Consider the following 22,400-nt stretch of genomic DNA (forward strand, 5'->3'; position numbering starts at 1 on the left):
CCCGGCGGCGGACAAAGACCGTGATCTTCATCGTTAGCGGGCTGCAAATGTACACCCTATTTCCAAACCTACAAGGCTTTTTTTAAAAAAAATGAGGTTTTTTTTGGACCGCCATCTACCCCGCTGATTTACTGAACTTTATGGGAACGGAAAATACCCCTAAAGGATAAATAATACGCAACGTTCTGATAAACAACCTATTAAAACATACGGCCATTGCAACGGCGCGCTAACCGACATGTTTACAGCAGGTTGAGAAACGAGACCAGGCCCCTAGGAAAAGAAATTCCAGACTAGGCTTTCAAAAAAGCCCCAAAAACATCACCATTTCAAGAGTAAGGCATCATATAAAATACATCACACTACACTATACATATATACAAATTGTATACTGACCACTAAGAATACAAAAACCAACTAACTAATTATTATCTGCATTGCCCCCAGAACCAACCGAAAATAAATATACCTTATCATAACAATCACTTTTGCAACAACAAATCTATATTCTTAGAAGAAGAGACCTTAATCTATTGAATCAACGCGTAGAATTATAAAATAGACCTGCGTATAAATAGTATCGGCAAAACATAACCTTATACTATTGTGGACATGAATACAACATAGTATCTTTGGCACCTGAAAAGATTTACAGCATATGATCAAGATTACATTGCCAGATGGCTCAGTTAAGGAATTTGAACAAGGCACAACACCTATGGAGGTTGCCAAGAGTATCAGTGAAGGTTTGGCCCGTAATGTTATTTCGGCAAAATTCAATAATACTACAGTTGAAACCACCACTCCCTTGAAGTCAGACGGCAGCTTGATCCTCTACACTTGGAATGACAAGGAAGGTAAAACCGCTTTTTGGCACTCCACATCGCACATTCTTGCCCAAGCTTTGGAAGAATTATACCCTGGAGTAAAACTTACTATAGGACCGGCTATTGACAATGGCTTTTACTATGATGTTGATTTACCTGAAGGCGTTATCTCGGAAAAGGATTTTCCTGCAATAGAAAAGAAAGCTTTAGAGATTGCCAGGGGAAAACATGATTATAAATTACGGGAAGTTTCCAAGGCAGATGCATTAAAATTCTACAAAGACCAAGGGAATGAGTATAAAGTTGAATTAATTGAAAATCTAGAAGATGGCACCATTACATTTTGTGACCACGATACGTTCACCGATTTATGTAGAGGAGGCCATATACCCAACACAGGTATTGTAAAAGCCATAAAAATACTAAGTGTGGCCGGTGCATATTGGAGAGGCAATGAGAATAACGCCCAATTAACAAGAGTGTACGGCATATCCTTTCCAAAGCAAAAAGAATTAACAGAGTACCTTGAGCTTTTGGAAGAAGCCAAGAAAAGAGATCATCGTAAGTTAGGGAAAGAGCTGGAACTCTTTACATTTTCCCAGAAAGTAGGACAAGGTCTGCCCCTATGGTTGCCAAAGGGCGCTGCTTTGAGGGAGCGTCTGGAACAGTTCTTAAAAAAAGCTCAGAAAAAAGCAGGCTATGAAATGGTGGTTACACCACATATAGGTCAAAAAGAACTATATGTAACTTCTGGTCATTATGAGAAATATGGCGCGGACAGTTTTCAACCCATACACACCCCAAAAGAAGATGAGGAATTCTTACTTAAACCAATGAATTGTCCACATCATTGCGAAATATACAATTCCAAACCGTTCAGTTACAGGGAGCTACCCAAACGTTTTGCCGAATTTGGAACAGTATACAGGTATGAACAAAGCGGTGAACTGCACGGATTAACACGTGTACGAGGGTTTACTCAGGATGATGCCCATATATTTTGTACGCCCGACCAGTTAGACGAAGAGTTTAAAAACGTAATTGACCTTTCATTATATGTTCTTGGATCATTAGGATTTGAAAACTTTACAGCCCAAGTTTCCGTACGGGATTTAGATAACCCAGACAAGTATATAGGTTCTGTTGAAAATTGGGAAAAAGCGGAACAAGCAATTATCAATGCAGCGAAAGAAAAAGGTTTGGATTACATTATAGAAGCTGGTGAAGCAGCTTTCTATGGCCCTAAACTGGATTTTATGGTGAAAGATGCTTTGGGCAGGCAATGGCAATTAGGTACTATACAGGTAGATTACAATTTACCTGAACGATTTGACCTTACCTATAAAGGTAGTGATAATGAATTGCACAGACCGGTCATGATTCACAGAGCGCCATTTGGCAGTATGGAACGTTTTATAGCGCTATTATTGGAACATACAGGGGGTAATTTCCCATTATGGTTAACACCAGAACAGGCAATAATTCTTCCGGTAAGCGAGAAACATGAAATATATGCCCAAAAAGTTTTAAAATCCCTAGAAAATAACGAAATTCGCGCCCTTATCGATAATAGAAATGAAACAATCGGTAAAAAAATACGTGAAGCTGAAATGAGCAAAGTGCCATTCATGCTGATCGTAGGGGAAAGCGACGAAGCTGCCAACACCGTTTCTGTTAGAAAACACGGAGGTGAAGATTTAGGAGCTATAAGCTTAACCACGTTTACAGACTTGGTTAACACAGAAATAAATAGTACCTTAAAGTCGTTTAAAGAATAAAGTTTAACTAAAAATATTAAGTCATAGCAATACGTAAAAGATTTAGACCACAACCTAGAAGGGAAAATAAGAATCCCCATAATATTAATGAAAAGATTACGGCCCCTAAAGTTAGGTTGGTAGGTGACAATGTTGAAGTAGGTGTATATCCTTTTCCTCAGGCTCTTGAGAAAGCAGAAGAATTAGGTTTGGATTTGGTGGAGATTTCCCCAAAAGCAGACCCTCCTGTTTGTAAAATTATGGAGTATAAAAAGTTTTTATACGAACAAAAGAAGAGGGACAAGGCAATGAAAGCGAAAGCTTCCAAAGTTGTTGTTAAGGAAATAAGGTTTGGACCTAATACGGATGACCATGATTATGAATTTAAGAAGAAGCACGCGGAAAAATTCCTGAAAGAAGGAGCAAAGTTAAAAGCGTATGTATTCTTTAAAGGTCGTTCCATAGTATATAAGGACCAGGGAGAAATTTTATTGTTAAAATTAGCTTCAGAATTGGAAGAACTTGGTAAAGTAGAACAAATGCCAAAATTGGAAGGTAAGCGAATGACAATGTTCATAGCACCTAAGACCAAAGGAAAATAAGATTACGATCGGTTTAATACATATAAACCGTAACTATAAAAATACTGAACGCTACTTACGTTTGTAAGTAGCGTTCAGCATGCAAAGTGAGATAATTAAATAAATTAGGAAAAATGCCTAAACAGAAAACGAAATCCAGTGCCAAAAAGCGATTTAAGCTAACGGGTACCGGTAAAATTAAAAGAAAGCACGCTTTTAAGAGCCACATTCTTACGAAGAAATCTAAAAAGCGAAAGCTTGCTTTAACTCATGATACATTGGTTCACCAACATGATGTTAACAGTATTAAAGAACAGTTACGTTTAAAATAAGCGTTCTTTAAAAAGGTAAAATTATTAACCATGGAGTTAGGCCAAAAAAGTTCCTGAATAAATTAGGGCGCCTACTACAAAAAATTAGAAAAAAATGCCAAGATCAGTAAATGCAGTAGCTTCCAGAGCCAGAAGAAAAAAGGTGATGAAGCAAGCCAAAGGTTACTTTGGAAGACGTAAAAACGTTTGGACAGTAGCCAAAAATGCGGTTGAAAAAGCAATGTTATATGCTTATAGAGATCGTAGAAACAAGAAAAGAACGTTCCGTTCACTTTGGATTACCCGTATCAATGCAGGTGCCAGACAACATGGAATGTCCTACTCTCAATTTATGGGTAAAGTAAAAGCTAACAATATAGAACTTAACAGAAAAGTTCTAGCTGACTTAGCAATGAACCATCCAGAAGCCTTTAAGGCGGTTGTAGATCAGGTAAAATAAATTAATAACAATCTCACTTTATAAAAATCCGATTCTTTATGAATCGGATTTTTTAATTTTAGCTATAGCGGACTTAAATTCTTGCCAATCTATCAGCTCATCACCATTCTTATCATACCCTTCTATAAGTTTGGATGATACTATTCCGCGTAAAAAACCGCTTATTTCTGCCTCTTTTAACAGTTTTACGATTTCTTTTTTGGTCAATTTTTGATCATGATCTTCATCAAAATAATTAAAGGCCATTTCGGGTGTCGCAAAATGATTGGTTATTAATATCTGTATTTTATTTAAAATGGATTCTTCTGTAGTCATATTTTTTTATTTCAATTTCAAGTTAATAAAAAACTATATACCCCACGCAGTGAGAACAAGGTTTCTACCAGATGCATAGTTTCGATGTTCACAGAGATATATACCTTGCCATATACCCATATTTAGCCTACCATTGGTAATTGGTATCTGCACAGATGCCCCCATTAAAGACGCCTTTAAATGGGCCGGCATATCATCTGAACCTTCATAGTCATGTTTATAATAAGGAGCATTTTCGGGTACTACGATATTTAGATGACTTTCAAAATCATCACGAACAGTAGGGTCGGCATTCTCATTAATGGTTAAACTTGCGGAAGTATGTTTAATAAATACTTGGAGAAAACCCTGCTGAATATGTTTTAGTTCCGGTATGTTATCAATTATGCTTTGGGTAATGATGTGATAACCCCTTCTATAGGGTGTTAAGGTAAATTCCTTTTGAAATATCTTCATAATACTTTTATATCATTTGAGTGTAAAACTTTATGTATTCGTTCAATTACTAAACATACATGAAATATCTTTGTAATTAAATATAGGATGAATGGATTTATCAAAGATAAAAATGGTGGTAACGGATATGGATGGCACCCTTTTAAATTCTGACCATACAGTTAGCAATCAATTTTTTACTTTGTTTGAGAAACTAAAATCAAAGGGAATAGTATTTGTTGCAGCCAGTGGAAGACAATATAACAGTATTGTAGAAAAATTACACCCAATAAAGGATGATATAATCGTTATTGCGGAAAACGGTGGATTTGCCAAAAAACAGGAAACAGAACTAATAACCACTCCCCTGGTCAAGGAGCATATCTCCAAAATATTAAAAACCCTTGATCAAATACCAAATATACACGCCGTACTATGTGGAAAATATACGGCATTTACGGCAGGAAATTCAGCTAAGTTTACCCAAAAGCTAAAAGAATACTATACCGAATTTCAAATTTTGGATAATTTAAAGGATGTTGATCTGGAAATCATTAAAATTGCCATCTATCACTTTGAAAGTTCAGAGGCACATATTTATCCATTTGTAAAGCATTTTGAAAAAGATTTGAAGGTAAAGGTGTCCGGAGAAAATTGGTTGGACATCTCTAGTAATAATGCGCATAAAGGTTATGCCCTTAAAAAACTTATGCAAAATTACAATATCAAATCAGACGAGTTAATAGTTTTTGGTGATTATAACAATGATTTGGAGATGCTTGCTTTATCGGATTATGGTTTTGCCATGGCCAATGCACATCCTAATGTTAAAAAAATGGCCAATTACACCACATTAAGTAATGATGAGAACGGTGTGGAACATATTTTAGAATTATTGGTTAAATAGACCATTCAAAAAAACAATCCTACAAAAAATACACCTCTTTTATTGTTCAACAGCAGGTTTTAGCTCACTGGGCAAATACCCCATGGTCCTTTTAAAAGCTGTGGTAAAATGTTGGGGATTGGCGTAACCAACTTCATATGCGGCATGGGCAATGGATACACCATCTTGGGTAATAAGACTTTTGGCAAACTCCATACGTAATGCGGTAATATATTTGAAAACCGGCATTCCATATACTTTTTTAAAATCTCTTTTTAATTTTGTGGCATTAAATCCTGCAATTTCCGAGAGATCTAAAATTTTAAGTGGTTCTTTTAAATTATTACGAATATGTGCCTCTACCTTTACCAAAGCCAAATAATCCGAATTGAGTAATTTGACATTGTTTTTAGATATTTTTGCCGTATGCCTTCCCATCATAAAATCAATCAATAGTACGGTCAACTTACTTTCAAGATACTTTTTTCTTACCAGACCAGTATAGGGACATTGGATGATTTCATTGATATAACTACGTATCTGTGGGGGAATAAATTTACTTTTATCCCAAAGTACAAATGAATTAGAATTGGTTATGGCATCTTGCAATTTACCAAAACCGGTAGCAAAATCCGTACCCAAAAGATTTTGTAATAATTTTGGCTTTACATAAATTTCAAAAACCTTAATATTACTTTTAAAGAAAATATCCCTTCCTTCAGTTGTAGGATAATAGAACATATTACAATGGTTTTCAGGAATCTGTACTAAATATTTAATATGACTTAAAGGCTGATAGGAATATTCCCCTTCTAAGCTAAAATGAAATTTAATCAAATGCTCATCACTTTTGACCCTAATCTCTGAATCAAACTCAAAAAGCAATTTGTTGTTGGTAAAATCAATTCCAGTAATAAACGCAATTTCATCTTTATTGGAAACCTCTACCGTATTATATTGAACAGCATTATTGATGTAGGATCCCCTAAATAAATCTTTGGTACATATATTTTTATATAGAACCGGTCTCACTCCATTTTCGCTCCCTTTTATCATTACTTCCTTATGCGTATGTAAAAATTCTTTTTACGGTACTGCACCGTATGTTCCTGCTTTAGATTTGCAAAGGTATTTATTTAGACTAAATCTTAATAAATATAGACCGCTTTTTTATTTACATGAAAAATTTAATAACCCTTTTACTATTATCAACATTTTACACAGGTTTATCCCAAGTGCAAACAGGCACCATTACAGGCTCTGTCAAAGACCCTTCAGGTACACCAATGTCCTATGCCAATATTTTGATAGAAGGACTAAATCGCGGGGTGTTGACCAATGAGGAAGGCAATTTCAATCTATCTAATGTTCCATTTGGCAAACATACCATTGTGGTCTCGTTCATTGGATACCATACCAGGTCCAAGACAATAGAGGTCAATAAGGAATACACCGACATTCAGGTAAATTTTACTATTCAAGAAAACGTAGAAAATCTGGACGAGGTAACCGTAAACGGTAAAACTGAAAAAACAGCGCTAGAAACAAAAGGTTTTTCAGTAAACTCTATAGAAACCAAGGAGGCAGGACTTAGAAGTATCCAGACCAATGAATTATTAAATACGACTGTAGGTGTAAAAATACGTCAGAACGGAGGCTTAGGTTCTAATGTAGAATATAGTCTAAACGGATTGTCTGGTAGGTCGGTCAGTATATTCATAGATGGTATTCCTATTTCAATTTACGGTTCATCCTTTAGTTTAAACAGCATTCCCCCTTCAATGATCAAAAACATTGAAGTATACAAAGGAGTAGTTCCCGGACATTTATCAAGTGATGCCGTGGGCGGTGCTATAAATATTGTACTTCATGAAGGAGGTAAAAACAATTTGAACGCATCTGTTTCCTATGGTTCTTTCAATACCATACAGACCAATTTAAATGGCGCGTATAGATTTTCGGAATCTGGATTTACGGTAAAAGCATCTGCGTTTCATAACTATTCTGACAATGACTATAAGATATCTGGCAGGACAATTGTTGATATTGCACCCAATGGGGTACAGACACCCATTGTGGCCAGAAGGTTTCATGATGCATACCGTTCTACCGGCGGCATGGCCCAAATTGGTTATACCAATGTAGACTGGGCAGACCAGTTTTTAGTAGGATTCACCGCCTCTGATGAATATAAGGAAGTACAGCACGGCACATTTGTGACCATATCTCCTTATAATGGAAGATTTTTGGAGTCAGACGCTCTATTGGCCAATCTTACCTATCAAAAAAAGAATCTTCTTGCCAAGGGTCTGGATTTGAATATCACCGGGGTTTATGGTAAACGCAACCGTGTTATAAATGACACCGTAGCACAAGCATATACTTGGGCAGGAAAAAGATTGGTAGGTTTTGATGGGGAATATTTGGATTATATCTGGAATTCACAAAATGAAAATGGACCCACCCTTGCAAATATAGAACGAAAAGTAGCCTCGGTACGCTCTGGTCTGTCCTATACCGTTAACGACCATCACAAAGTATTGTTCAACCATGTATATAGCGGTGTAGATAGGGAAGATAGTGATGAAATGGTATCGTTATTGGAAAATACCTTTCAGCAAACCAGTGATTTGTACAAGAATATCTTTTCGCTTAGCTATGAACTAAATACGTTTGAGGATAAGTTTAAGCTCAATGCTTTTGGTAAACATTATTGGCAGAAGGTCCTAAACACAAAACCCGTCTTTAATGAGGACAATACAGCAGTAATCGATGAAATTTATCAAAGCGATAACGATTATACCGGTTATGGTTTTGCCGCATCCTTCATAGTAATTCCTACAATAACCTTATTGACATCAGCAGAAAAAGCGATTAGATTACCAAGCGAAAATGAGGTATTTGGTGATGCGGGGGACAATTTATTACCAAATCTTTCCATTAAACCAGAAACCAGTAACAATCTAAATATTGGGTTTCGCTTAGGAAAGTTCAACTTTAACAAACATGCTGTTACCCTGTCCTCTAATTTCTTTGCACGAAATATTGAAAATAGAATAGGATTACCCGCCAATGCAGACGGACTTAGGGAAAGTGATGAGTTCATTCAATACACCAATTTGGAAAATACGGCAGAGTCCAAAGGAATTGAAGCAGAATTCTTTTACACCTACGACAATAATTTAGGGTTTAATTTCAATGTAACCCGGATGAGCTTGACAACTGTCAACTCTGGCGTAGAAACCAATGTACCCAATGTGCCATTGTTTACCATGAATGCCGGATTACGATACACCCTAAAGGATGTTTTCCAAACAAACTCTATACTAAACCTGTTTTATAACACATACTATACCGATGAATTTACGTTCAAATTTGCGGCAGGGACCAATACTACAGGAGAGGAAGAATTTTTAATTCCGGAACAAGTATCACATGACTTTGGGCTAAGCTATACTTTTCCCAAGAAAAATTTTGTAATGAGCTTTGATGTCAAAAATATTTTTGATCAAGCTACTTATGATAATCTTTCAGTACAAAAACCAGGCAGAGCTTTTTATCTAAAATTGAATTACATAATCAATAATTTTTAATCATTTAAATAGAATCAAATATGAAACTAAATTTTTTAAACTTTAAAACCTTAGCTTCTATCATACTGGCTACCGGTCTAATGACCTCTTGCAGTAGCGACGATACAATAATAGATACAGATCCCGAAACAGAAACTCCAGATACGGAAGAACCTGTTGAGCAAGATTCAAGGTGGATTACCATTGCCGGTGCAAAAATGGGAGAAAACCCGGGTGATGGCAATGGGGGAACTTTGATCTATTCAGTTACAAGTGAAGATGCCAAGGATCCATCCGTACAGATTGATCCGTTTAACAATGGCTTTGTAGCCCCTTCCAATAGAACGGCAAGATTACAATCCTCAGAGGATGGAAATACAATTTTTAACATCAGTTATGCAGGGGATACCGGTGGAAATTATACTAAATATACCGTTGACGGTGGCGGAACATTTACCCAAACAGGATCAGAGATCAGTATTGCCCCATATGTAGGGACCGCACCAAGATGGATAAAACTTTTTGATGGAGATAAAACAGGAGCTGCAGTATATGTGGATACTGAACATCAAGTGGATGATAACGGTACTCCTGACGATGTAACGGACGACACCTATCTATACACCAATTCTACCATTGGCGTTGTGACCTTAGATTTGGTAGATTCCCAAATCAATAACTTTGAAGAGCATGTTCTTACCTTAAGCGATGAGGAATCAGCTGCAGGATACTACATTTCAAGAATAGATATGCCTACTTTAAATGCTGCCGGAAATAAATTATATATTGGTGCACGTGTTAGCAAGATCGATCCCGCGACCTTAGAAAATGATAGTGACTATGAAATTTTAGGCTCTAAAACTATTGTTTTGGATTACCCTTCATTATTAAACCCAACAGTCATTACATCTACTATTGGTCATGGTAACACCAACGGGTACCGTAGTATCAATGCCTTTGAATATAGCGGTAGTGTGTACCAAGCCAACCAAGGAGATCCAGAGGGTTCTTATATCTTGAAAATTAACGCTGATAACACCTATGATGATACTTACGACTTTAATCTGGACGAAGCCTTGGGTGTTACCGGTGCCTATGTATTGGCCTGGAGACCTGCTGCAAACGGTAAGGCGGTTTTGGCTTATCGCCATGAAGGCTCTGAAGAGGGTGTTGCAGGAGCTCAAGGGTTCTTTGCATTGGTAGACCTAAACGCAAGAACGGCTGTTAAAATTGACGATATACCTTATGACCCAGATTTCTATTTATTTCAATACCAAGGTTTTGTAGTTGAGGGTTCTGAAATTTATTTGACTCAAGGTGCCGTAGGAGAGAATGGTAACATTTATGTTGTAGATACCGAAACCGGAGAAGTGACCAAAGGAGCAGAGTTGATCAATGCTACGGGAAGCCATTTTATTGGTGTATTCTAAAAGTAGCATGCCTATTTTACAGTAATTTAAGTATACGCAAATAAAAACCGTTGCCACAAGTTGTGGCAACGGTTTTTTAATTTTTGGAGATAATAGATATTATCAGGTTTTTTGTTTCTTTTTTCTGGCGGCAGGGAATAATACATTGTTAAGAATTAATCGATATCCCGGGGAGGTAGGATGTAACTCCAATTCCGTTTTAGGATCCCCTACCCTGTGTTGGTAATCCTCAGGATCATGGCCTCCGTAAAAAGTAAAAAATCCTTTTCCTTTAATACCATGAATATATCTTGCCTCTTCATTAATTTTGTTTTCCCCTAAAACCATGACCGTTGGTTTAATCTGGCTCCGGGTAAATGCTGTAGTCTGTCCCATAAAACCCTTGACCAAAGAAGTATGGTTTTGACAGAGCATGGTAGGAACGGGATCCCATTTTGCGGAAAATTCCATTAACGAAAAATAATCGGATTCCTTAGGTACATTACCTCTCTTGGTGGTCATATCAATTGATGAGAACTCATATTTTAATGGGCTACGTTCCAAAATAAAATCGGTAAAGGCAAAAGTTTTTCCAAAATCCAAACTAGCTTGATAATTGGGGTCTGAAGCATCACCATCAAACATAGGCTCAACAATATCAATACCATCTGCAGCCAAGGCAATGTCAAAACTATCGGTAGCGGAGCACATGGCGAACATGAAACCACCGCCTATTACATAGTTTCTGATTTTTAGTGCAACGGCCCTTTTTTCTTCGGAAACCTTATCAAAACCCAGCTTTTTTGCCAATTTTTCCGCATTCTTCTTTCCTTCAATATACCAAGGGGTTGCCCTATATGCCCCATAAAACTTACCGTATTGACCCGTGAAATCCTCATGATGAAGATGCAACCAATCATACAATGCCAACTTGTCCCCCAAAACCTCCTCATCATATATAGTGGTATAAGGTATTTCCGCATAAGTCAGGGCCATGGTAACCGCATCATCCCAGGGTTGGTTATCCTTTGGGGAATAAACCGCAATCCTAGGTGCCTTTTCCAGAATGACCGCATCTTGGTTCTTGGCGGGACTACTAATTTCATCAAGGATAGAATTGGCCTGACCATCGGACAGCACCTCAAAACTTACTCCTCTTATTTGACATTCCTTTCGTATACTTTCACCATCTGGCAATAAAAAGGACCCCCCACGATAATTGAGCAACCACTGCACTTTTTGTTGTTTGGACAATACCCAATACGTAATGCCATACGCTTTTAAATGATTTTTTTGGCTATCGGCATCCATTGGAATAAGAATGGATGATGCTTTCAATTGAACGGAAAAAAACAGGATAAAAACTAAAGTTACAATTTTGGACATATGGGATAGTTCAAGATAGCTATTCAAAGATATGGTAAAATCTTTGGCATTGCATTTATGCTCTCGTTAAAGCCGTTATAAATATATAACGTTCTATTTAGGTCTTCAATTGCCAAAAAATAAAAAAGCCTCTTTTAAAGAGGCTTTTAACATGTGTTATTTCCGCTTTTAAAAAGGAACGTCATTATCCTCATCAAAATCTGGACCAGCGTTCATACTACTACCAAAAGCATCATCTGCACTCGGTAAATTTTTGGTTATAAACGGGTTTTCCTCATTGGCGTTCATTTTTGATTGAAATTCAAAAGGGGAATCAAAATCATCAAGGTTATCAAATTTACCTTGGTTACCAATAAATTTCAGTCGTATGTTTTCCAGACCACCATTTCTATGCTTGGCTACAATAAATTCTGCCTGCCCTTGTGTTGGGGTGTGTTCCTCATCGTCCCACTCCTCTATTTTATAATATTCCGGCCTATAGATAAAGGAAACGATATCCGCATCCTGTTCAATGGCCCCAGATTCCCTCAAATCCGATAGTATTGGTCGTTTACTTCCCCCACGCGTTTCCACTGCACGGGACAACTGAGACAAAGCAATTACGGGTACGTTAAGTTCTTTTGCCAAAGCCTTTAAGTTTCTTGAGATGGTAGAAATTTCCTGTTCACGGTTTCCTCCTTTTTGCGATCCCCCGGCAGTCATTAATTGCAAATAATCAATCATGATCATTTTAATACCATGTTGTGATGCCAGCCTTCTAGCTTTTGCCCTAAGGTCAAAAATAGAAAGTGATGGTGTATCATCAATAAACAACGGGGCTTTTTCCAAGGACTTTACCTTAACGTTCAATTGCTCCCATTCATGTTTTTCCAATTTACCGGTTCTCAGCTTTTCTGATGAAAGTCCCGTTTCCGAGGAAATCAATCGAGTAATCAACTGTACAGAGGACATCTCCAACGAAAAGAAAGCTACCGGTGTATTTGAATTCACTGCCATATTCCTTGCCATTGATAACGTCAAGGCGGTTTTACCCATACCCGGTCTTGCAGCCACAATGATCAAATCACTTGGTTGCCAACCTGATGTAAGTTTATCCAATTTATCAAATCCGGAAGGAATACCGCTCATACCCTCTTTTCCGGCAATTTCCTCGATTCGTTTTTTGGCCTGTATTACCAAATCCTGGGCGGTTTCCGCAGAACGTTTTAAGTTTCCCTGGGTAACGTCATATAATTTAGATTCCGCAGCATCCAATAGGCTAAAGACATCTGTACTTTCATCATAGGCCTCTTCAATGATCTCTCCTGAAATTTTAATTAAACTACGTTGTATAAATTTTTGTAGAATTATACGAGCATGAAATTCAATATGGGCGGAAGAAGCTACTTTTTGGGTAAGTTTTATCAAATAAAAATCGCCCCCACAGGCTTCTAATTTACCTGCTTTCTTCAATTGTGAAGAAACGGTTAATAAATCCACAGGTTGTGATTCCTCAAAGAGGATAAAGATGGCTTCGTAAATAAAACGGTGCGCGTCCTTGTAAAAAACATCTGGATGTAAAATATCTATTACTTCATCCACACCTTTTTTATCTATCATCATAGCACCAAGCACAACCTCCTCTAAATCAACAGCTTGCGGTGGAATTTTACCCCTTTCGAGGTTAATAATAGTAGATTTGTCGATCTTGCGACCCACAATAGGTTTAGTGTTCTCCATAGTACGAAAATATACAATTAACCTTTAGTTAACGTTAAAAATCGTCATTACGATGTTCACAGTTGACTAACAATTGCTTGTTAATAAATTACAAATTTCTGTTGATAAGATAAAAAAACCGAGGAATAAAATCCTCGGTATATTTTTAAGTTGCCTAAATTGCAGATTAGCCGTTGAAAACACCCATTTGGGCATATTTTTCCATTCGCTGATTTACCAATTCTTTTGGTGATAACTTTTGCAATTGCTCAAAATGGGAAGCAATTTTATTTTTTACGGTCTCGAACGTTTTTTCTCTGTTTGCATGTGCACCACCTGCAGGTTCCCTTACAATTTCATCGATCAGTTTCAATTTTTTCATATCGGTAGCGGTCAGCTTCAAGGCTTCGGCAGCTCTTTCCTTATATTCCCAGCTTCTCCATAGAATAGACGAACAGGATTCCGGAGAAATTACGGAATACCATGTATTCTCCAACATTAGTACCTTATCACCTACACCTATACCCAATGCTCCTCCAGATGCTCCTTCACCAATGATCACTACAATGATCGGCACCTTAAGGCGGGTCATTTCCAAAATATTGCGTGCAATTGCCTCTCCTTGTCCGCGTTCCTCTGCCTCAATACCTGGGTAAGCACCAGGAGTATCAATAAAACATACAACGGGCACTTGGAACTTTTCTGCCGATTTCATTAGCCTTAAGGCCTTTCTATATCCCTCTGGATTGGCCATACCAAAATTACGGTATTGGCGTGTTTTTGTATTATACCCTTTTTGTTGGCCAATGAACATAAAACTTTGATCATTGATTTTTCCAAGACCACCGATCATGGCCTTATCGTCCTTAACGTTACGATCGCCATGCAGCTCTAAAAAAGTATCTCCACAAATGGCCTTAATGTAATCTAAGGTATAAGGTCTATTTGGATGTCTAGAAAGCTGTACGCGTTGCCAAGCAGTAAGGTTCTTATAAATTTCTTTTCTAGTATCAGCAAGTTTTTTCTCTATCTGTTTGCAAGTCTCCGTAACGTCTACATCACTTTCTTCGCCAATTATCATGCACTTGTCCAATTGTTCTTCCAATTCTTTAATAGGAAGCTCAAAATCCAAATATTCCATATTTCAATAAAGTTTCATTAGTTGTCAGGCCAAAGATAAAACTTTAATACCTAAATTTTAGGTACCCTTTTTTTAATATTTGCCCTTTGTTTTAAAATACCGTTTGCTATGACCGTTAAAAGAATGATACAAGCCCCAACATAGAACATTGGTTTCATTTCCTCTTCTGTACCAAAGATGAACCATGCCAATAAAATACCGTATACAGGTTCCAAATTTGTAGTCAACATGACCGTATACGGGGTAAGTACGCGCATAATTTTTACCGATGCGATAAATGCATAAGCAGTGCAAATAATTGCAAGGATTAACAGATAGACCCAATCCATGCTGGTTAATTGAACGAGGGACATATTCAAATCACCTTTGATAAGCAATACTACACTTAAAAAAACCACACCAATACCAAGTTCATAAAAGGATATCACAGAAGGTTTATGCGTTTGTACCAGTTTACCGTTGATCAGTGAGAATACCGCGGCTAAAAATGCAGAGATCAAAGCGATAACCATACCATACATATATTGTGTTTCTACCTTAAAAATTAAATAGAGCCCAATAATTACCAACAGACCAAAAAATATCTCATAGGTTATGATTTTACGTTTATACCAAAACGGTTCCATAAGTGCCGTAAAAAAGGCTCCTGTAGACATCATGGCCAAAGCAACGGATACAGTAGATACCTTGATGGCCAAAAAAAAGGTTACCCAATGCAAGGCAACCACTATACCACCAAGCAATAACCAAACAAAAGTTTTTTTGGAGACTTTAATGTTAAATTTAGAAAAGTAGATATATAAGGAAATAAACAATGTAGCAAGCCCCATTCTTGACCATACCAACGGAAGGGAATCTATAGTTATAAGTTTCCCCAAAATTGCGGTAAACCCCCATATAAATACAATGAAATGTAAATGTAGCAGATTTTGTAATCTATCTTTTGGCATTTTGTAGCAGGTAAAAGGCCAAACAACCAAATATTACATTGGGTATGGTTACGGCAAGTAATGGTGAAAAACCGGATTGCTCTGCAAGGGTACCAAATACCTTGTCAAAAAAGATAAACACAAAGGCCACCAAAATACCAAACGCCAAATTAACACCCATCCCCCCTCTCCTTTTGACCGATGATACCGCCACCGCTATCAATGTTAAAATAAAAGCAGTGAGTGGCAATGCCCATCTTTTATACTTTACAAGTACGTACGTATTGATATTTGAAGCTCCCTTTCTTTTTTGGTCCTTTATAAAGGTATCCAACTCAAAAAGGTTTTTGGTTTCCGCCACATATGATACCGGAGTAAGGTCGCCTATATCAAAGGCAAAAATTGTATCTAACCGTCGTTTACTTTCCAGAATAGCCGTATCGCCAACAATTTTACGTTTTTTGTATGAAGTTAACCTATAATTAGAATCTTTCTCTACCCATCTTATGTTTGCGGCAGAAATCTTGAACTCCAACTCATTGTTCTCATCAAAACGTTCAAAAGTAAAGTTGTGTCCCAATTGCCTGGCAGGGTCAAAACTGCTTACATAGATAAAATCGGTTTCATTGAGCTGATTAAAAATATTGTTTGTTACACGATCTTGTTTGCCTTTTTTAAGGTATTTATATTTAAACTCATTGAACCCTACACTTGCATTGGGCACAATGAACATTGTCATAAAAAACATTACAATAGCAATTAAGGAGGCCCCAATTAGATAAGGTCTTAAAAATCTACTATAGGAAACCCCAGAACTTAATATGGCCACAATTTCGGTATTGTTTGCCAACTTTGAGGTAAAGAAAATAACGGACAGAAATAAGAAGATAGGAAACAATAGGTTTCCTATATAAATGGTAAAGTTTACATAATACATTACAATCTCGTTCAGCGGAGCCTCATTGTCTATCATCTTGCCAATTTGCTCAGCCAGGTTCACCATAATACCAATGGGAATGAACAAGAGCAGCATTAACGAAAATGTCGCCAAGTAACGTTTTAATATGTATCTATCTATTATTGAAAGCATTACAGCCTTTTATCCATTTGTTTAACCATCATATCCTTCCACGTTTTAAAATCGCCTTCTATTATATGCCTTCTGGCTTCGCGCACCAACCACATATAGAACCCTAAGTTATGTATTGTTGCAATTTGTTTGCCCAAATATTCATTTGCCGCGAATAAATGTCTTAAATAAGCCTTGGAATACTCACGGTCAACGAATGTGGTTCCCATTTCATCAAGGGGAGAAAAATCATCTTCCCATTTCTTATTCTTAATGTTAATGGTACCATGAGCAGTAAACAACATACCATTTCTAGCGTTTCTGGTAGGCATAACACAGTCGAACATATCTATACCCAACGCTATATTCTCCAAAATATTGATCGGTGTTCCTACCCCCATTAAATACCTTGGTTTATCTTCTGGCAAAATTTCACAGACAACTTCCGTCATTCCGTACATTTCCTCTGCCGGCTCACCTACGGATAGCCCGCCAATAGCATTGCCTTGTGCTCCTGCATTAGCTATATATTCCGCAGACTGTCTTCTTAAATCCTTATAGGTAGAACCTTGTACAATAGGAAAAAAAGTTTGTTCGTAATCATACTCAAAAGGTGTTTTTTCCAAATGTTTTATACACCGGTCCAACCACCTATGTGTCATATGCATGGAGCGCTTGGCATAATTATATTCACATGGATAAGGGGTACATTCATCAAAGGCCATTATGATATCCGCACCAATAGTACGTTGAATCTCCATCACATTTTCTGGAGTAAACATATGCATGGAACCATCTATATGGGACTTGAACTTTACCCCTTCCTCTTTTATCTTTCTATTGGCCGATAATGAATATACTTGATAGCCCCCGCTATCGGTCAAAATATTCCTGTCCCAGCCCATAAATTTATGAAGACCCCCCGCTTTTTTTAATATATCCGTTTTGGGTCTTAAAAAAAGATGGTAGGTATTGCCTAGAATAATATCTGGATTGATTTCTTCCCTTAATTCTTTTTGGTGCACCCCTTTTACAGAGGCAACGGTGCCTACCGGCATAAATATTGGGGTTTCAATAACACCATGATCTGTTACCATGGTACCTGCCCTAGCCTTGGATTGTGCATCCGTTTTGTGTAATGTAAATTTCAAATTGTCTAAATATAAGTGCAAATATAATGAACTGCACGTGGTAAAAACTTAATAAAAACCAAAGATGTTCATCTAAAAAGCAATAGAAAAAATATAATTAATAACTCAAAAAAATGAAGATCAACCCAAATGCTTTGTTAAACAATAAAGAAATAACCTGCACGTTTTGATGGTATAACGAGAAAGGGAACCTTTGGTATTGTTATTGCTGATGGTTCCTTATAAAAAATGACAAATATGAAAAAAACAGTTTTAATAGTTTTTATGGCTCTTTCTGGTCTTTATACAATGGCTCAGGGCGAATTTGGTTTAAAGGGAGGTTTAAACTATAGTGCAAACGGCGATTATTTTGAGTCTGCCGGTGACGCTGCCAGAAATCCTGATAGAAATGTGGGATATCATTTAGGGGTTTTCGGTAAGATAGGAGCATCTAAAGTATATGTTAGACCAGAATTGGTCTATACAAAGACAAAATCTGATTATGACGGCAATGATTTTGATATGAGCAAATTAGATGTACCGGTACTTTTGGGCATTAATGTTATAGGACCATTACATGTATTTGCCGGACCGGCCTTTCAATATATCCTTGACACTGAATTTGACGGAATTACCATTGATGATGTAGAAAATGACTTTTCCGTAGGAATGAATATAGGAGCCGGTGTAAATCTAGGAAAACTAGGTATTGATCTACGTTACGAAAGAGGATTTAGCGATAACGAAGCTTCTTTTATCAATACCAATATTACCAATGTAGGTCCTAGTAGAATTGATACAAGGCCAGACCAGTTGATATTGAGCTTATCCTTGGCGCTATAAAATTATTTTAAAAGCATAAAAAAGCCTCCTAAAATTTTAGGAGGCTTTTTTTGTACTTAATAATGAGCTGTTACAGATCATTGTCCAAATGATCAGGAATACCATCTTTATCCGTATCTGGAAATTGCACAATTCCTTTGTCATCTTTCACGATAACACCATTAATCTTTATTTCATCGATAGTAGGTATACCATCATTATCATCATCAGAATCATTATAATTTGGTAAATAAACGGTTAAACCTTCCAAATCATCATCCGTATTATCGTCGTTTAAATTTCCGTTACCGTTAAGATCTTCTTGAATGGAAGGTATTCCATCCCCATCAAAATCAAAATCCGGTTCGTAGGCAAAAGCATCAATCTTAAAAACTAACGGACTATATTTTGGAGCAACTGACAACCTGTTTTGTAAATCATCAAAATAACCTAGGGCAGAAGGTATAAAAATGGCACCAATTCCATAACCATCATACGTAACCGTACCATCACCTACTTCAATAGGTCCCTGTCCTGTTTGAAAATTTTTCATTCCATTACCAAATCCCCTTACAACCCCAGACAGGTTAAAAACCGTTGGTTGGTTGGTAGATGCATCGAACAACGTTCCATCCAACAGCGATCCTTCATAACGGATAATAACATTATCACCAATTGTAGGCTTACCCTCCTTGATTCCCTGTCTTACGACCAGTGTATACAATTTAACGGTCATTACCTCATCATCATCCCTGCCAAAATCCGAAGATGCCACGGTAAAGGTTTCTGTAATTAAATTTTTACTGTCAAAAATGGATTCCTTGCCCTCATTATCCCCTGCTATGGTGTCAAATTTAATTTTGTAATCAAAACCATCTGGCGGAGTTTCAAACTCCTCTTCATTGTAGAAATGTGTTTTTAAAAATTCAATGATTTCTGCATCGTCCTCTACCGCTACCTCACTAAGTAATCTTGGCGGTACAATTTCCCCAATAGGGTCATCATCCTTCTTACAGGAACTTATAACAAAAAAACCGGCAATTAATAAATAGGCATATTTCAAATTCATCAAAAATCTTATTTAAGCGCGCAAGATACAATTTTCCCCTATTTTTGTTGAGAAGTTAACAAAGAATTGTAGCAACATGCGCATAGATAAATTCTTATGGAGCACCCGTTATTTCAAGACCAGGAACATTGCCTCTACGGCATGTAAAAAAGGGCATGTCAAAATAAATGGCCAAACGGTTAAGCCTGGTAGGGAAGTTTACCCAATGGATGATATTATAGTACGCAAAAACCAGATAGATTATAAATTTACCGTACTGGATATTCCTAAAAGCAGGGTTGGTGCAAAGTTGGTAGACATTTACCGTAAGGATACTACACCTAAAGAGGCTTTTGAACATAACGAGCTTTTGCAATATTCCAAGGATTATTACCGTAAAAAAGGTATAGGACGGCCCACCAAGAAAGACCGGCGTGAAATTGATGAGTTTTTGGACGCCCCTGCGTTAGGCGATACCGCAGAAAGACCAGAAGCCTTAAATACACCCAAAGACGAAGAAGAATAAGAATACTTTTAAAAACAATAGTATCTTTATTACTTATAGATAAATTGCATGGAACACACAATACTCTCCCATTTACAGATCAAGCATAAAATTGAGCGAATTGCCTATCAGATCTATGAAGCAAACGTTTCTGAAGAAGAAATTATCATTGCCGGCATTGAAGGTGGCGGGTTAAATTTTGCAAAAAAAATTGCGACCACCCTCCGCAAGATAACGACGGCCAAAATTACACTATGCAAAGTAATGATGGATAAAAAGAATCCTTTACAAAGTGGAGTATCCACTTCTATTGATGAAAAGGAATTCATGAACAAATCCGTAGTAATTGTAGATGATGTCCTTAACTCCGGCACTACATTGATCTACGGGGTGCATCATTTTTTAAAAACCCCATTAAAACAATTGAAAACCGCCGTTCTCGTGAACAGAAACCATAAAAAATATCCTGTAAAAGCAGATTATAAGGGCATTTCATTATCAACGTCACTTCAAGAGCATGTAAACGTACATTTTGAAACCAAGAACGATCGGGTTTATTTAGACTAACATACCAATGATTTCTTCTGCCAAGGCGGAAGGTGTACGTTGATTGCCCTTTAATTTCTGATGGGCCATGTTATAAAAGTAGCTACGCTCAAATAAGTGCTTACCAATAAACTCTTGCACTTCTTCATTGGCAAGATGGGCGATTATAGGTCTATGCTCCTTTTCCTGCTTTAGCCTATTTGTAAGTTCGTCTATATGGATATTTAAATAAAATGAATTTTTGGTTTGCTGGTTTACCAATTGCATATTATCACCAAAACAAGGTGTACCACCGCCCAATGAAAGCACAAAATTATCTTTCCGTAAAAAAATATCAGCAAGATATTCACGTTCCTTTTTTCTGAAATAAAGCTCTCCACGTTCTCTGAATATATTTGCAACGGTCATTTTTTCCTGCTCCTCTATATACTCGTCCAAGTCTAAAAATTTAATACCTAAATGGTTAGCAACAATTCTACCTATGGTAGTCTTTCCACTGCCCATATACCCCAGCAATACTATTTTCATATTCTCCATTTGCGCAAAATTGAACTAAAATAAAGGGATTTCAAAAAAAAATGAATTTATCTTGAAAAGGGTTTGCATAATAAAGTAATCGACTTATATTTGCACCCGCATTGAGGGAAATAATCTTGATATGTTTTAGACCTGGTAGCTCAGTTGGTAGAGCATCTCCCTTTTAAGGAGAGGGTCCTGGGTTCGAGCCCCAGCCAGGTCACCAGTAAATAGTAGCCTCTTCAACAAAAAGAGGCTTTTTTATTGCAACATGTGACCTTTTTTTTTGGAATTGGAATACATGATTTTGTTCTTTTTATTTTGACCTGGTAGCTCAGTTGGTAGAGCATCTCCCTTTTAAGGAGAGGGTCCTGGGTTCGAGCCCCAGCCAGGTCACTTTATCTCCCTGTACAGCAACCTTCTTAAAAGGTTTTTTTTACCCAGCAAGCTACATTACTACCATTGATATTTGAAAATCTGCGCTCTAGCAACGGACAAGGTAAACTTGTTTACAATAGTATAATCTTACCTAAAAAGTTATTGTACTCTATTGGTTATAGGAAACGAAAATCCTTTAGCAACTATTTAAAAATAGTGACCAGAACTATTAAATACGCATACCGATCCTAAGGCTTACACCTTACTTATTTTTATACAATCCAAATTTAAATACATAAATATCAGCAATTTAAATTGTTTCTAAAACAACTGAAATTTATATTGGAGAGAATTTAAAATGATTTGTTATGTCGATAAGATTAGGTAATAGCTGTATTAATTGTGAAAATTTATTGGAAGGCAACACCTGTAAAGTACATGGTGTCAAGGTAGGCAATAGCTATACGTGCGATAGTTTTGAAATGAAGGCCGCTTTAAAGGACGATACTAACTGTATAACCTGTGTACGGTACGAATCTAGCGATTGTGCCAACCCGCAAAAGGCAGCCCCTGGTATGTCTTGTAGCCATTGGGCACCGCAAAACGCAACAGCATAGCGTAAAAAACTTAAAAACACATAATTAAAAAGGTCGGCTGTAATAGCCGACCTTTTTAATAT

The 22,400-nt window shown here is 37.0% G+C and carries 22 protein-coding genes and 2 tRNA genes; 13 read left to right on the top strand and 11 right to left on the bottom strand.

Annotation, left to right across the window (positions count from 1 at the left end):
* Positions 1-658 precede the first annotated feature (658 nt).
* The 4 genes from thrS (at position 659) to rplT (ending at position 3,936) form a co-directional block, all read left to right on the top strand.
* A complete protein-coding gene (gene thrS, locus CHB68_RS14555; protein WP_089261936.1) occupies positions 659-2,605 on the top strand; it encodes a threonine--tRNA ligase in 1,947 nt (648 codons plus the stop codon).
* Positions 2,606-2,628: 23 nt separating this feature from the next.
* Positions 2,629-3,186, top strand: a complete 558-nt coding sequence (gene infC / locus CHB68_RS14560) for a translation initiation factor IF-3 (protein WP_089261938.1) — start codon at positions 2,629-2,631, stop codon at positions 3,184-3,186.
* A 113-nt stretch (positions 3,187-3,299) separates the two neighbouring features.
* Positions 3,300-3,497, top strand: coding sequence for a 50S ribosomal protein L35 (gene rpmI, locus CHB68_RS14565; RefSeq protein WP_047245905.1), 198 nt, complete (start codon positions 3,300-3,302; stop codon positions 3,495-3,497).
* 94 nt (positions 3,498-3,591) lie between these two features.
* Positions 3,592-3,936: a 50S ribosomal protein L20 gene (gene rplT, locus CHB68_RS14570; RefSeq protein WP_089261940.1), complete on the top strand. Its 345-nt coding sequence runs from the start codon at positions 3,592-3,594 to the stop codon at positions 3,934-3,936.
* 36 nt (positions 3,937-3,972) lie between these two features.
* Here rplT and CHB68_RS14575 read toward each other — a convergent pair whose 3' ends face one another.
* The gene (locus CHB68_RS14575) at positions 3,973-4,251 is read right to left on the bottom strand and encodes an EF-hand domain-containing protein (RefSeq protein WP_089261942.1); all 279 of its coding nucleotides are present in this window, start codon (positions 4,249-4,251) and stop codon (positions 3,973-3,975) included.
* A gap of 33 nt (positions 4,252-4,284) precedes the next feature.
* On the bottom strand, positions 4,285-4,707 hold the full coding sequence (locus tag CHB68_RS14580; protein WP_089261944.1) for a secondary thiamine-phosphate synthase enzyme YjbQ: 423 nt from the start codon (positions 4,705-4,707) through the stop codon (positions 4,285-4,287).
* A gap of 91 nt (positions 4,708-4,798) precedes the next feature.
* On the opposite strand from CHB68_RS14580, the gene CHB68_RS14585 reads away from it, so the two are divergent.
* Positions 4,799-5,593 carry an HAD family hydrolase gene (locus tag CHB68_RS14585; protein WP_089261946.1) on the top strand — a complete coding sequence of 265 codons (795 nt, stop codon included), beginning with the start codon at positions 4,799-4,801 and terminating at the stop codon, positions 5,591-5,593.
* A gap of 39 nt (positions 5,594-5,632) precedes the next feature.
* On the opposite strand, the gene CHB68_RS14590 is transcribed toward CHB68_RS14585, so the two are convergent.
* Entirely contained in the window at positions 5,633-6,628 is a 996-nt protein-coding gene (locus CHB68_RS14590) for a helix-turn-helix domain-containing protein (RefSeq protein WP_089261948.1), read from the bottom strand.
* A gap of 122 nt (positions 6,629-6,750) precedes the next feature.
* On the opposite strand from CHB68_RS14590, the gene CHB68_RS14595 reads away from it, so the two are divergent.
* Both CHB68_RS14595 and CHB68_RS14600 read left to right on the top strand, forming a co-directional pair.
* On the top strand, positions 6,751-9,165 hold the full coding sequence (locus tag CHB68_RS14595; protein ID WP_089261950.1) for a TonB-dependent receptor: 2,415 nt from the start codon (positions 6,751-6,753) through the stop codon (positions 9,163-9,165).
* A 20-nt stretch (positions 9,166-9,185) separates the two neighbouring features.
* The gene (locus CHB68_RS14600) at positions 9,186-10,574 is read left to right on the top strand and encodes a hypothetical protein (RefSeq protein WP_089261952.1); all 1,389 of its coding nucleotides are present in this window, start codon (positions 9,186-9,188) and stop codon (positions 10,572-10,574) included.
* A 102-nt stretch (positions 10,575-10,676) separates the two neighbouring features.
* On the opposite strand, the gene CHB68_RS14605 is transcribed toward CHB68_RS14600, so the two are convergent.
* The 6 genes from CHB68_RS14605 to tgt form a co-directional block, all read right to left on the bottom strand.
* Positions 10,677-11,939: an asparagine synthetase B gene (locus CHB68_RS14605; protein ID WP_089261954.1), complete on the bottom strand. Its 1,263-nt coding sequence runs from the start codon at positions 11,937-11,939 to the stop codon at positions 10,677-10,679.
* A gap of 168 nt (positions 11,940-12,107) precedes the next feature.
* On the bottom strand, positions 12,108-13,658 hold the full coding sequence (gene dnaB / locus CHB68_RS14610) for a replicative DNA helicase (RefSeq protein ID WP_089261956.1): 1,551 nt from the start codon (positions 13,656-13,658) through the stop codon (positions 12,108-12,110).
* 166 nt (positions 13,659-13,824) lie between these two features.
* A complete protein-coding gene (locus CHB68_RS14615) occupies positions 13,825-14,778 on the bottom strand; it encodes an acetyl-CoA carboxylase carboxyltransferase subunit alpha (RefSeq protein WP_089261958.1) in 954 nt (317 codons plus the stop codon).
* A 50-nt stretch (positions 14,779-14,828) separates the two neighbouring features.
* Complete coding sequence (locus CHB68_RS14620) at positions 14,829-15,728, bottom strand: DMT family transporter (RefSeq protein ID WP_089261960.1); 900 nt, start codon at positions 15,726-15,728, stop codon at positions 14,829-14,831.
* Entirely contained in the window at positions 15,715-16,797 is a 1,083-nt protein-coding gene (locus CHB68_RS14625; RefSeq protein WP_089261962.1) for an LptF/LptG family permease, read from the bottom strand. The genes CHB68_RS14620 and CHB68_RS14625 overlap by 14 nt, the downstream gene beginning before the upstream one ends.
* On the bottom strand, positions 16,797-17,927 hold the full coding sequence (tgt, locus tag CHB68_RS14630) for a tRNA guanosine(34) transglycosylase Tgt (RefSeq protein ID WP_089261964.1): 1,131 nt from the start codon (positions 17,925-17,927) through the stop codon (positions 16,797-16,799). Before tgt ends, CHB68_RS14625 begins: the two co-directional genes overlap by 1 nt.
* Positions 17,928-18,164: 237 nt before the next feature.
* Here tgt and CHB68_RS14635 point away from each other — a divergent pair, with 237 nt between their 5' ends.
* A complete protein-coding gene (locus CHB68_RS14635; protein WP_089262208.1) occupies positions 18,165-18,749 on the top strand; it encodes a porin family protein in 585 nt (194 codons plus the stop codon).
* 70 nt (positions 18,750-18,819) lie between these two features.
* Here the strand turns inward: CHB68_RS14635 and CHB68_RS14640 are convergent, their stop codons facing one another.
* The gene (locus tag CHB68_RS14640; RefSeq protein ID WP_089261966.1) at positions 18,820-19,797 is read right to left on the bottom strand and encodes an FKBP-type peptidyl-prolyl cis-trans isomerase; all 978 of its coding nucleotides are present in this window, start codon (positions 19,795-19,797) and stop codon (positions 18,820-18,822) included.
* 76 nt (positions 19,798-19,873) lie between these two features.
* Here CHB68_RS14640 and CHB68_RS14645 point away from each other — a divergent pair, with 76 nt between their 5' ends.
* Both CHB68_RS14645 and CHB68_RS14650 read left to right on the top strand, forming a co-directional pair.
* Positions 19,874-20,302: an RNA-binding S4 domain-containing protein gene (locus CHB68_RS14645; RefSeq protein WP_089261968.1), complete on the top strand. Its 429-nt coding sequence runs from the start codon at positions 19,874-19,876 to the stop codon at positions 20,300-20,302.
* 48 nt (positions 20,303-20,350) lie between these two features.
* On the top strand, positions 20,351-20,848 hold the full coding sequence (locus CHB68_RS14650; protein ID WP_089261970.1) for a phosphoribosyltransferase family protein: 498 nt from the start codon (positions 20,351-20,353) through the stop codon (positions 20,846-20,848).
* On the opposite strand, the gene CHB68_RS14655 is transcribed toward CHB68_RS14650, so the two are convergent.
* Positions 20,840-21,355 (bottom strand): shikimate kinase, encoded by a 516-nt coding sequence (locus tag CHB68_RS14655; RefSeq protein WP_179213211.1) that lies wholly within the window; start codon positions 21,353-21,355, stop codon positions 20,840-20,842. The two genes, CHB68_RS14650 and CHB68_RS14655, sit on opposite strands and share 9 nt — an antisense overlap.
* A 138-nt stretch (positions 21,356-21,493) precedes the next feature.
* Between CHB68_RS14655 and CHB68_RS14660 the strand changes: the two genes are divergently transcribed.
* The 3 genes from CHB68_RS14660 to CHB68_RS14670 all read left to right on the top strand — a co-directional run bounded on the left by CHB68_RS14660 (position 21,494) and on the right by CHB68_RS14670 (position 22,338).
* Positions 21,494-21,569 (top strand) — tRNA-Lys (locus CHB68_RS14660).
* A 97-nt stretch (positions 21,570-21,666) separates the two neighbouring features.
* Positions 21,667-21,739, top strand: a tRNA-Lys gene (locus CHB68_RS14665).
* Positions 21,740-22,089: 350 nt separating this feature from the next.
* The gene (locus CHB68_RS14670; protein WP_089261972.1) at positions 22,090-22,338 is read left to right on the top strand and encodes a hypothetical protein; all 249 of its coding nucleotides are present in this window, start codon (positions 22,090-22,092) and stop codon (positions 22,336-22,338) included.
* The last annotated feature ends 62 nt before the right edge of the window (positions 22,339-22,400 follow it).

It is taken from the genome of Maribacter sedimenticola, from assembly GCF_900188415.1.
GTDB classification, from domain to species: Bacteria; Bacteroidota; Bacteroidia; order Flavobacteriales; family Flavobacteriaceae; genus Maribacter; species Maribacter sedimenticola.

Excerpts from the sequence above, each read along its gene's own strand:
- thrS (WP_089261936.1), top strand. The coding sequence starts at position 659 with ATGATCAAGATTACATTGCCAGATGGCTCAGTTAAGGAATTTGAACAA.
- rpmI (WP_047245905.1), top strand. The coding sequence starts at position 3,300 with ATGCCTAAACAGAAAACGAAATCCAGTGCCAAAAAGCGATTTAAGCTA.
- rplT (WP_089261940.1), top strand. The coding sequence starts at position 3,592 with ATGCCAAGATCAGTAAATGCAGTAGCTTCCAGAGCCAGAAGAAAAAAG.
- CHB68_RS14575 (WP_089261942.1), bottom strand. The coding sequence starts at position 4,251 with ATGACTACAGAAGAATCCATTTTAAATAAAATACAGATATTAATAACC.
- CHB68_RS14580 (WP_089261944.1), bottom strand. The coding sequence starts at position 4,707 with ATGAAGATATTTCAAAAGGAATTTACCTTAACACCCTATAGAAGGGGT.
- CHB68_RS14585 (WP_089261946.1), top strand. The coding sequence starts at position 4,799 with ATGGATTTATCAAAGATAAAAATGGTGGTAACGGATATGGATGGCACC.
- CHB68_RS14590 (WP_089261948.1), bottom strand. The coding sequence starts at position 6,628 with ATGATAAAAGGGAGCGAAAATGGAGTGAGACCGGTTCTATATAAAAAT.
- CHB68_RS14595 (WP_089261950.1), top strand. The coding sequence starts at position 6,751 with ATGAAAAATTTAATAACCCTTTTACTATTATCAACATTTTACACAGGT.
- CHB68_RS14600 (WP_089261952.1), top strand. The coding sequence starts at position 9,186 with ATGAAACTAAATTTTTTAAACTTTAAAACCTTAGCTTCTATCATACTG.
- CHB68_RS14605 (WP_089261954.1), bottom strand. The coding sequence starts at position 11,939 with ATGTCCAAAATTGTAACTTTAGTTTTTATCCTGTTTTTTTCCGTTCAA.
- dnaB (WP_089261956.1), bottom strand. The coding sequence starts at position 13,658 with ATGGAGAACACTAAACCTATTGTGGGTCGCAAGATCGACAAATCTACT.
- CHB68_RS14615 (WP_089261958.1), bottom strand. The coding sequence starts at position 14,778 with ATGGAATATTTGGATTTTGAGCTTCCTATTAAAGAATTGGAAGAACAA.
- CHB68_RS14620 (WP_089261960.1), bottom strand. The coding sequence starts at position 15,728 with ATGCCAAAAGATAGATTACAAAATCTGCTACATTTACATTTCATTGTA.
- CHB68_RS14625 (WP_089261962.1), bottom strand. The coding sequence starts at position 16,797 with ATGCTTTCAATAATAGATAGATACATATTAAAACGTTACTTGGCGACA.
- CHB68_RS14635 (WP_089262208.1), top strand. The coding sequence starts at position 18,165 with ATGAAAAAAACAGTTTTAATAGTTTTTATGGCTCTTTCTGGTCTTTAT.
- CHB68_RS14640 (WP_089261966.1), bottom strand. The coding sequence starts at position 19,797 with ATGAATTTGAAATATGCCTATTTATTAATTGCCGGTTTTTTTGTTATA.
- CHB68_RS14645 (WP_089261968.1), top strand. The coding sequence starts at position 19,874 with ATGCGCATAGATAAATTCTTATGGAGCACCCGTTATTTCAAGACCAGG.
- CHB68_RS14650 (WP_089261970.1), top strand. The coding sequence starts at position 20,351 with ATGGAACACACAATACTCTCCCATTTACAGATCAAGCATAAAATTGAG.
- CHB68_RS14655 (WP_179213211.1), bottom strand. The coding sequence starts at position 21,355 with ATGAAAATAGTATTGCTGGGGTATATGGGCAGTGGAAAGACTACCATA.
- CHB68_RS14670 (WP_089261972.1), top strand. The coding sequence starts at position 22,090 with ATGTCGATAAGATTAGGTAATAGCTGTATTAATTGTGAAAATTTATTG.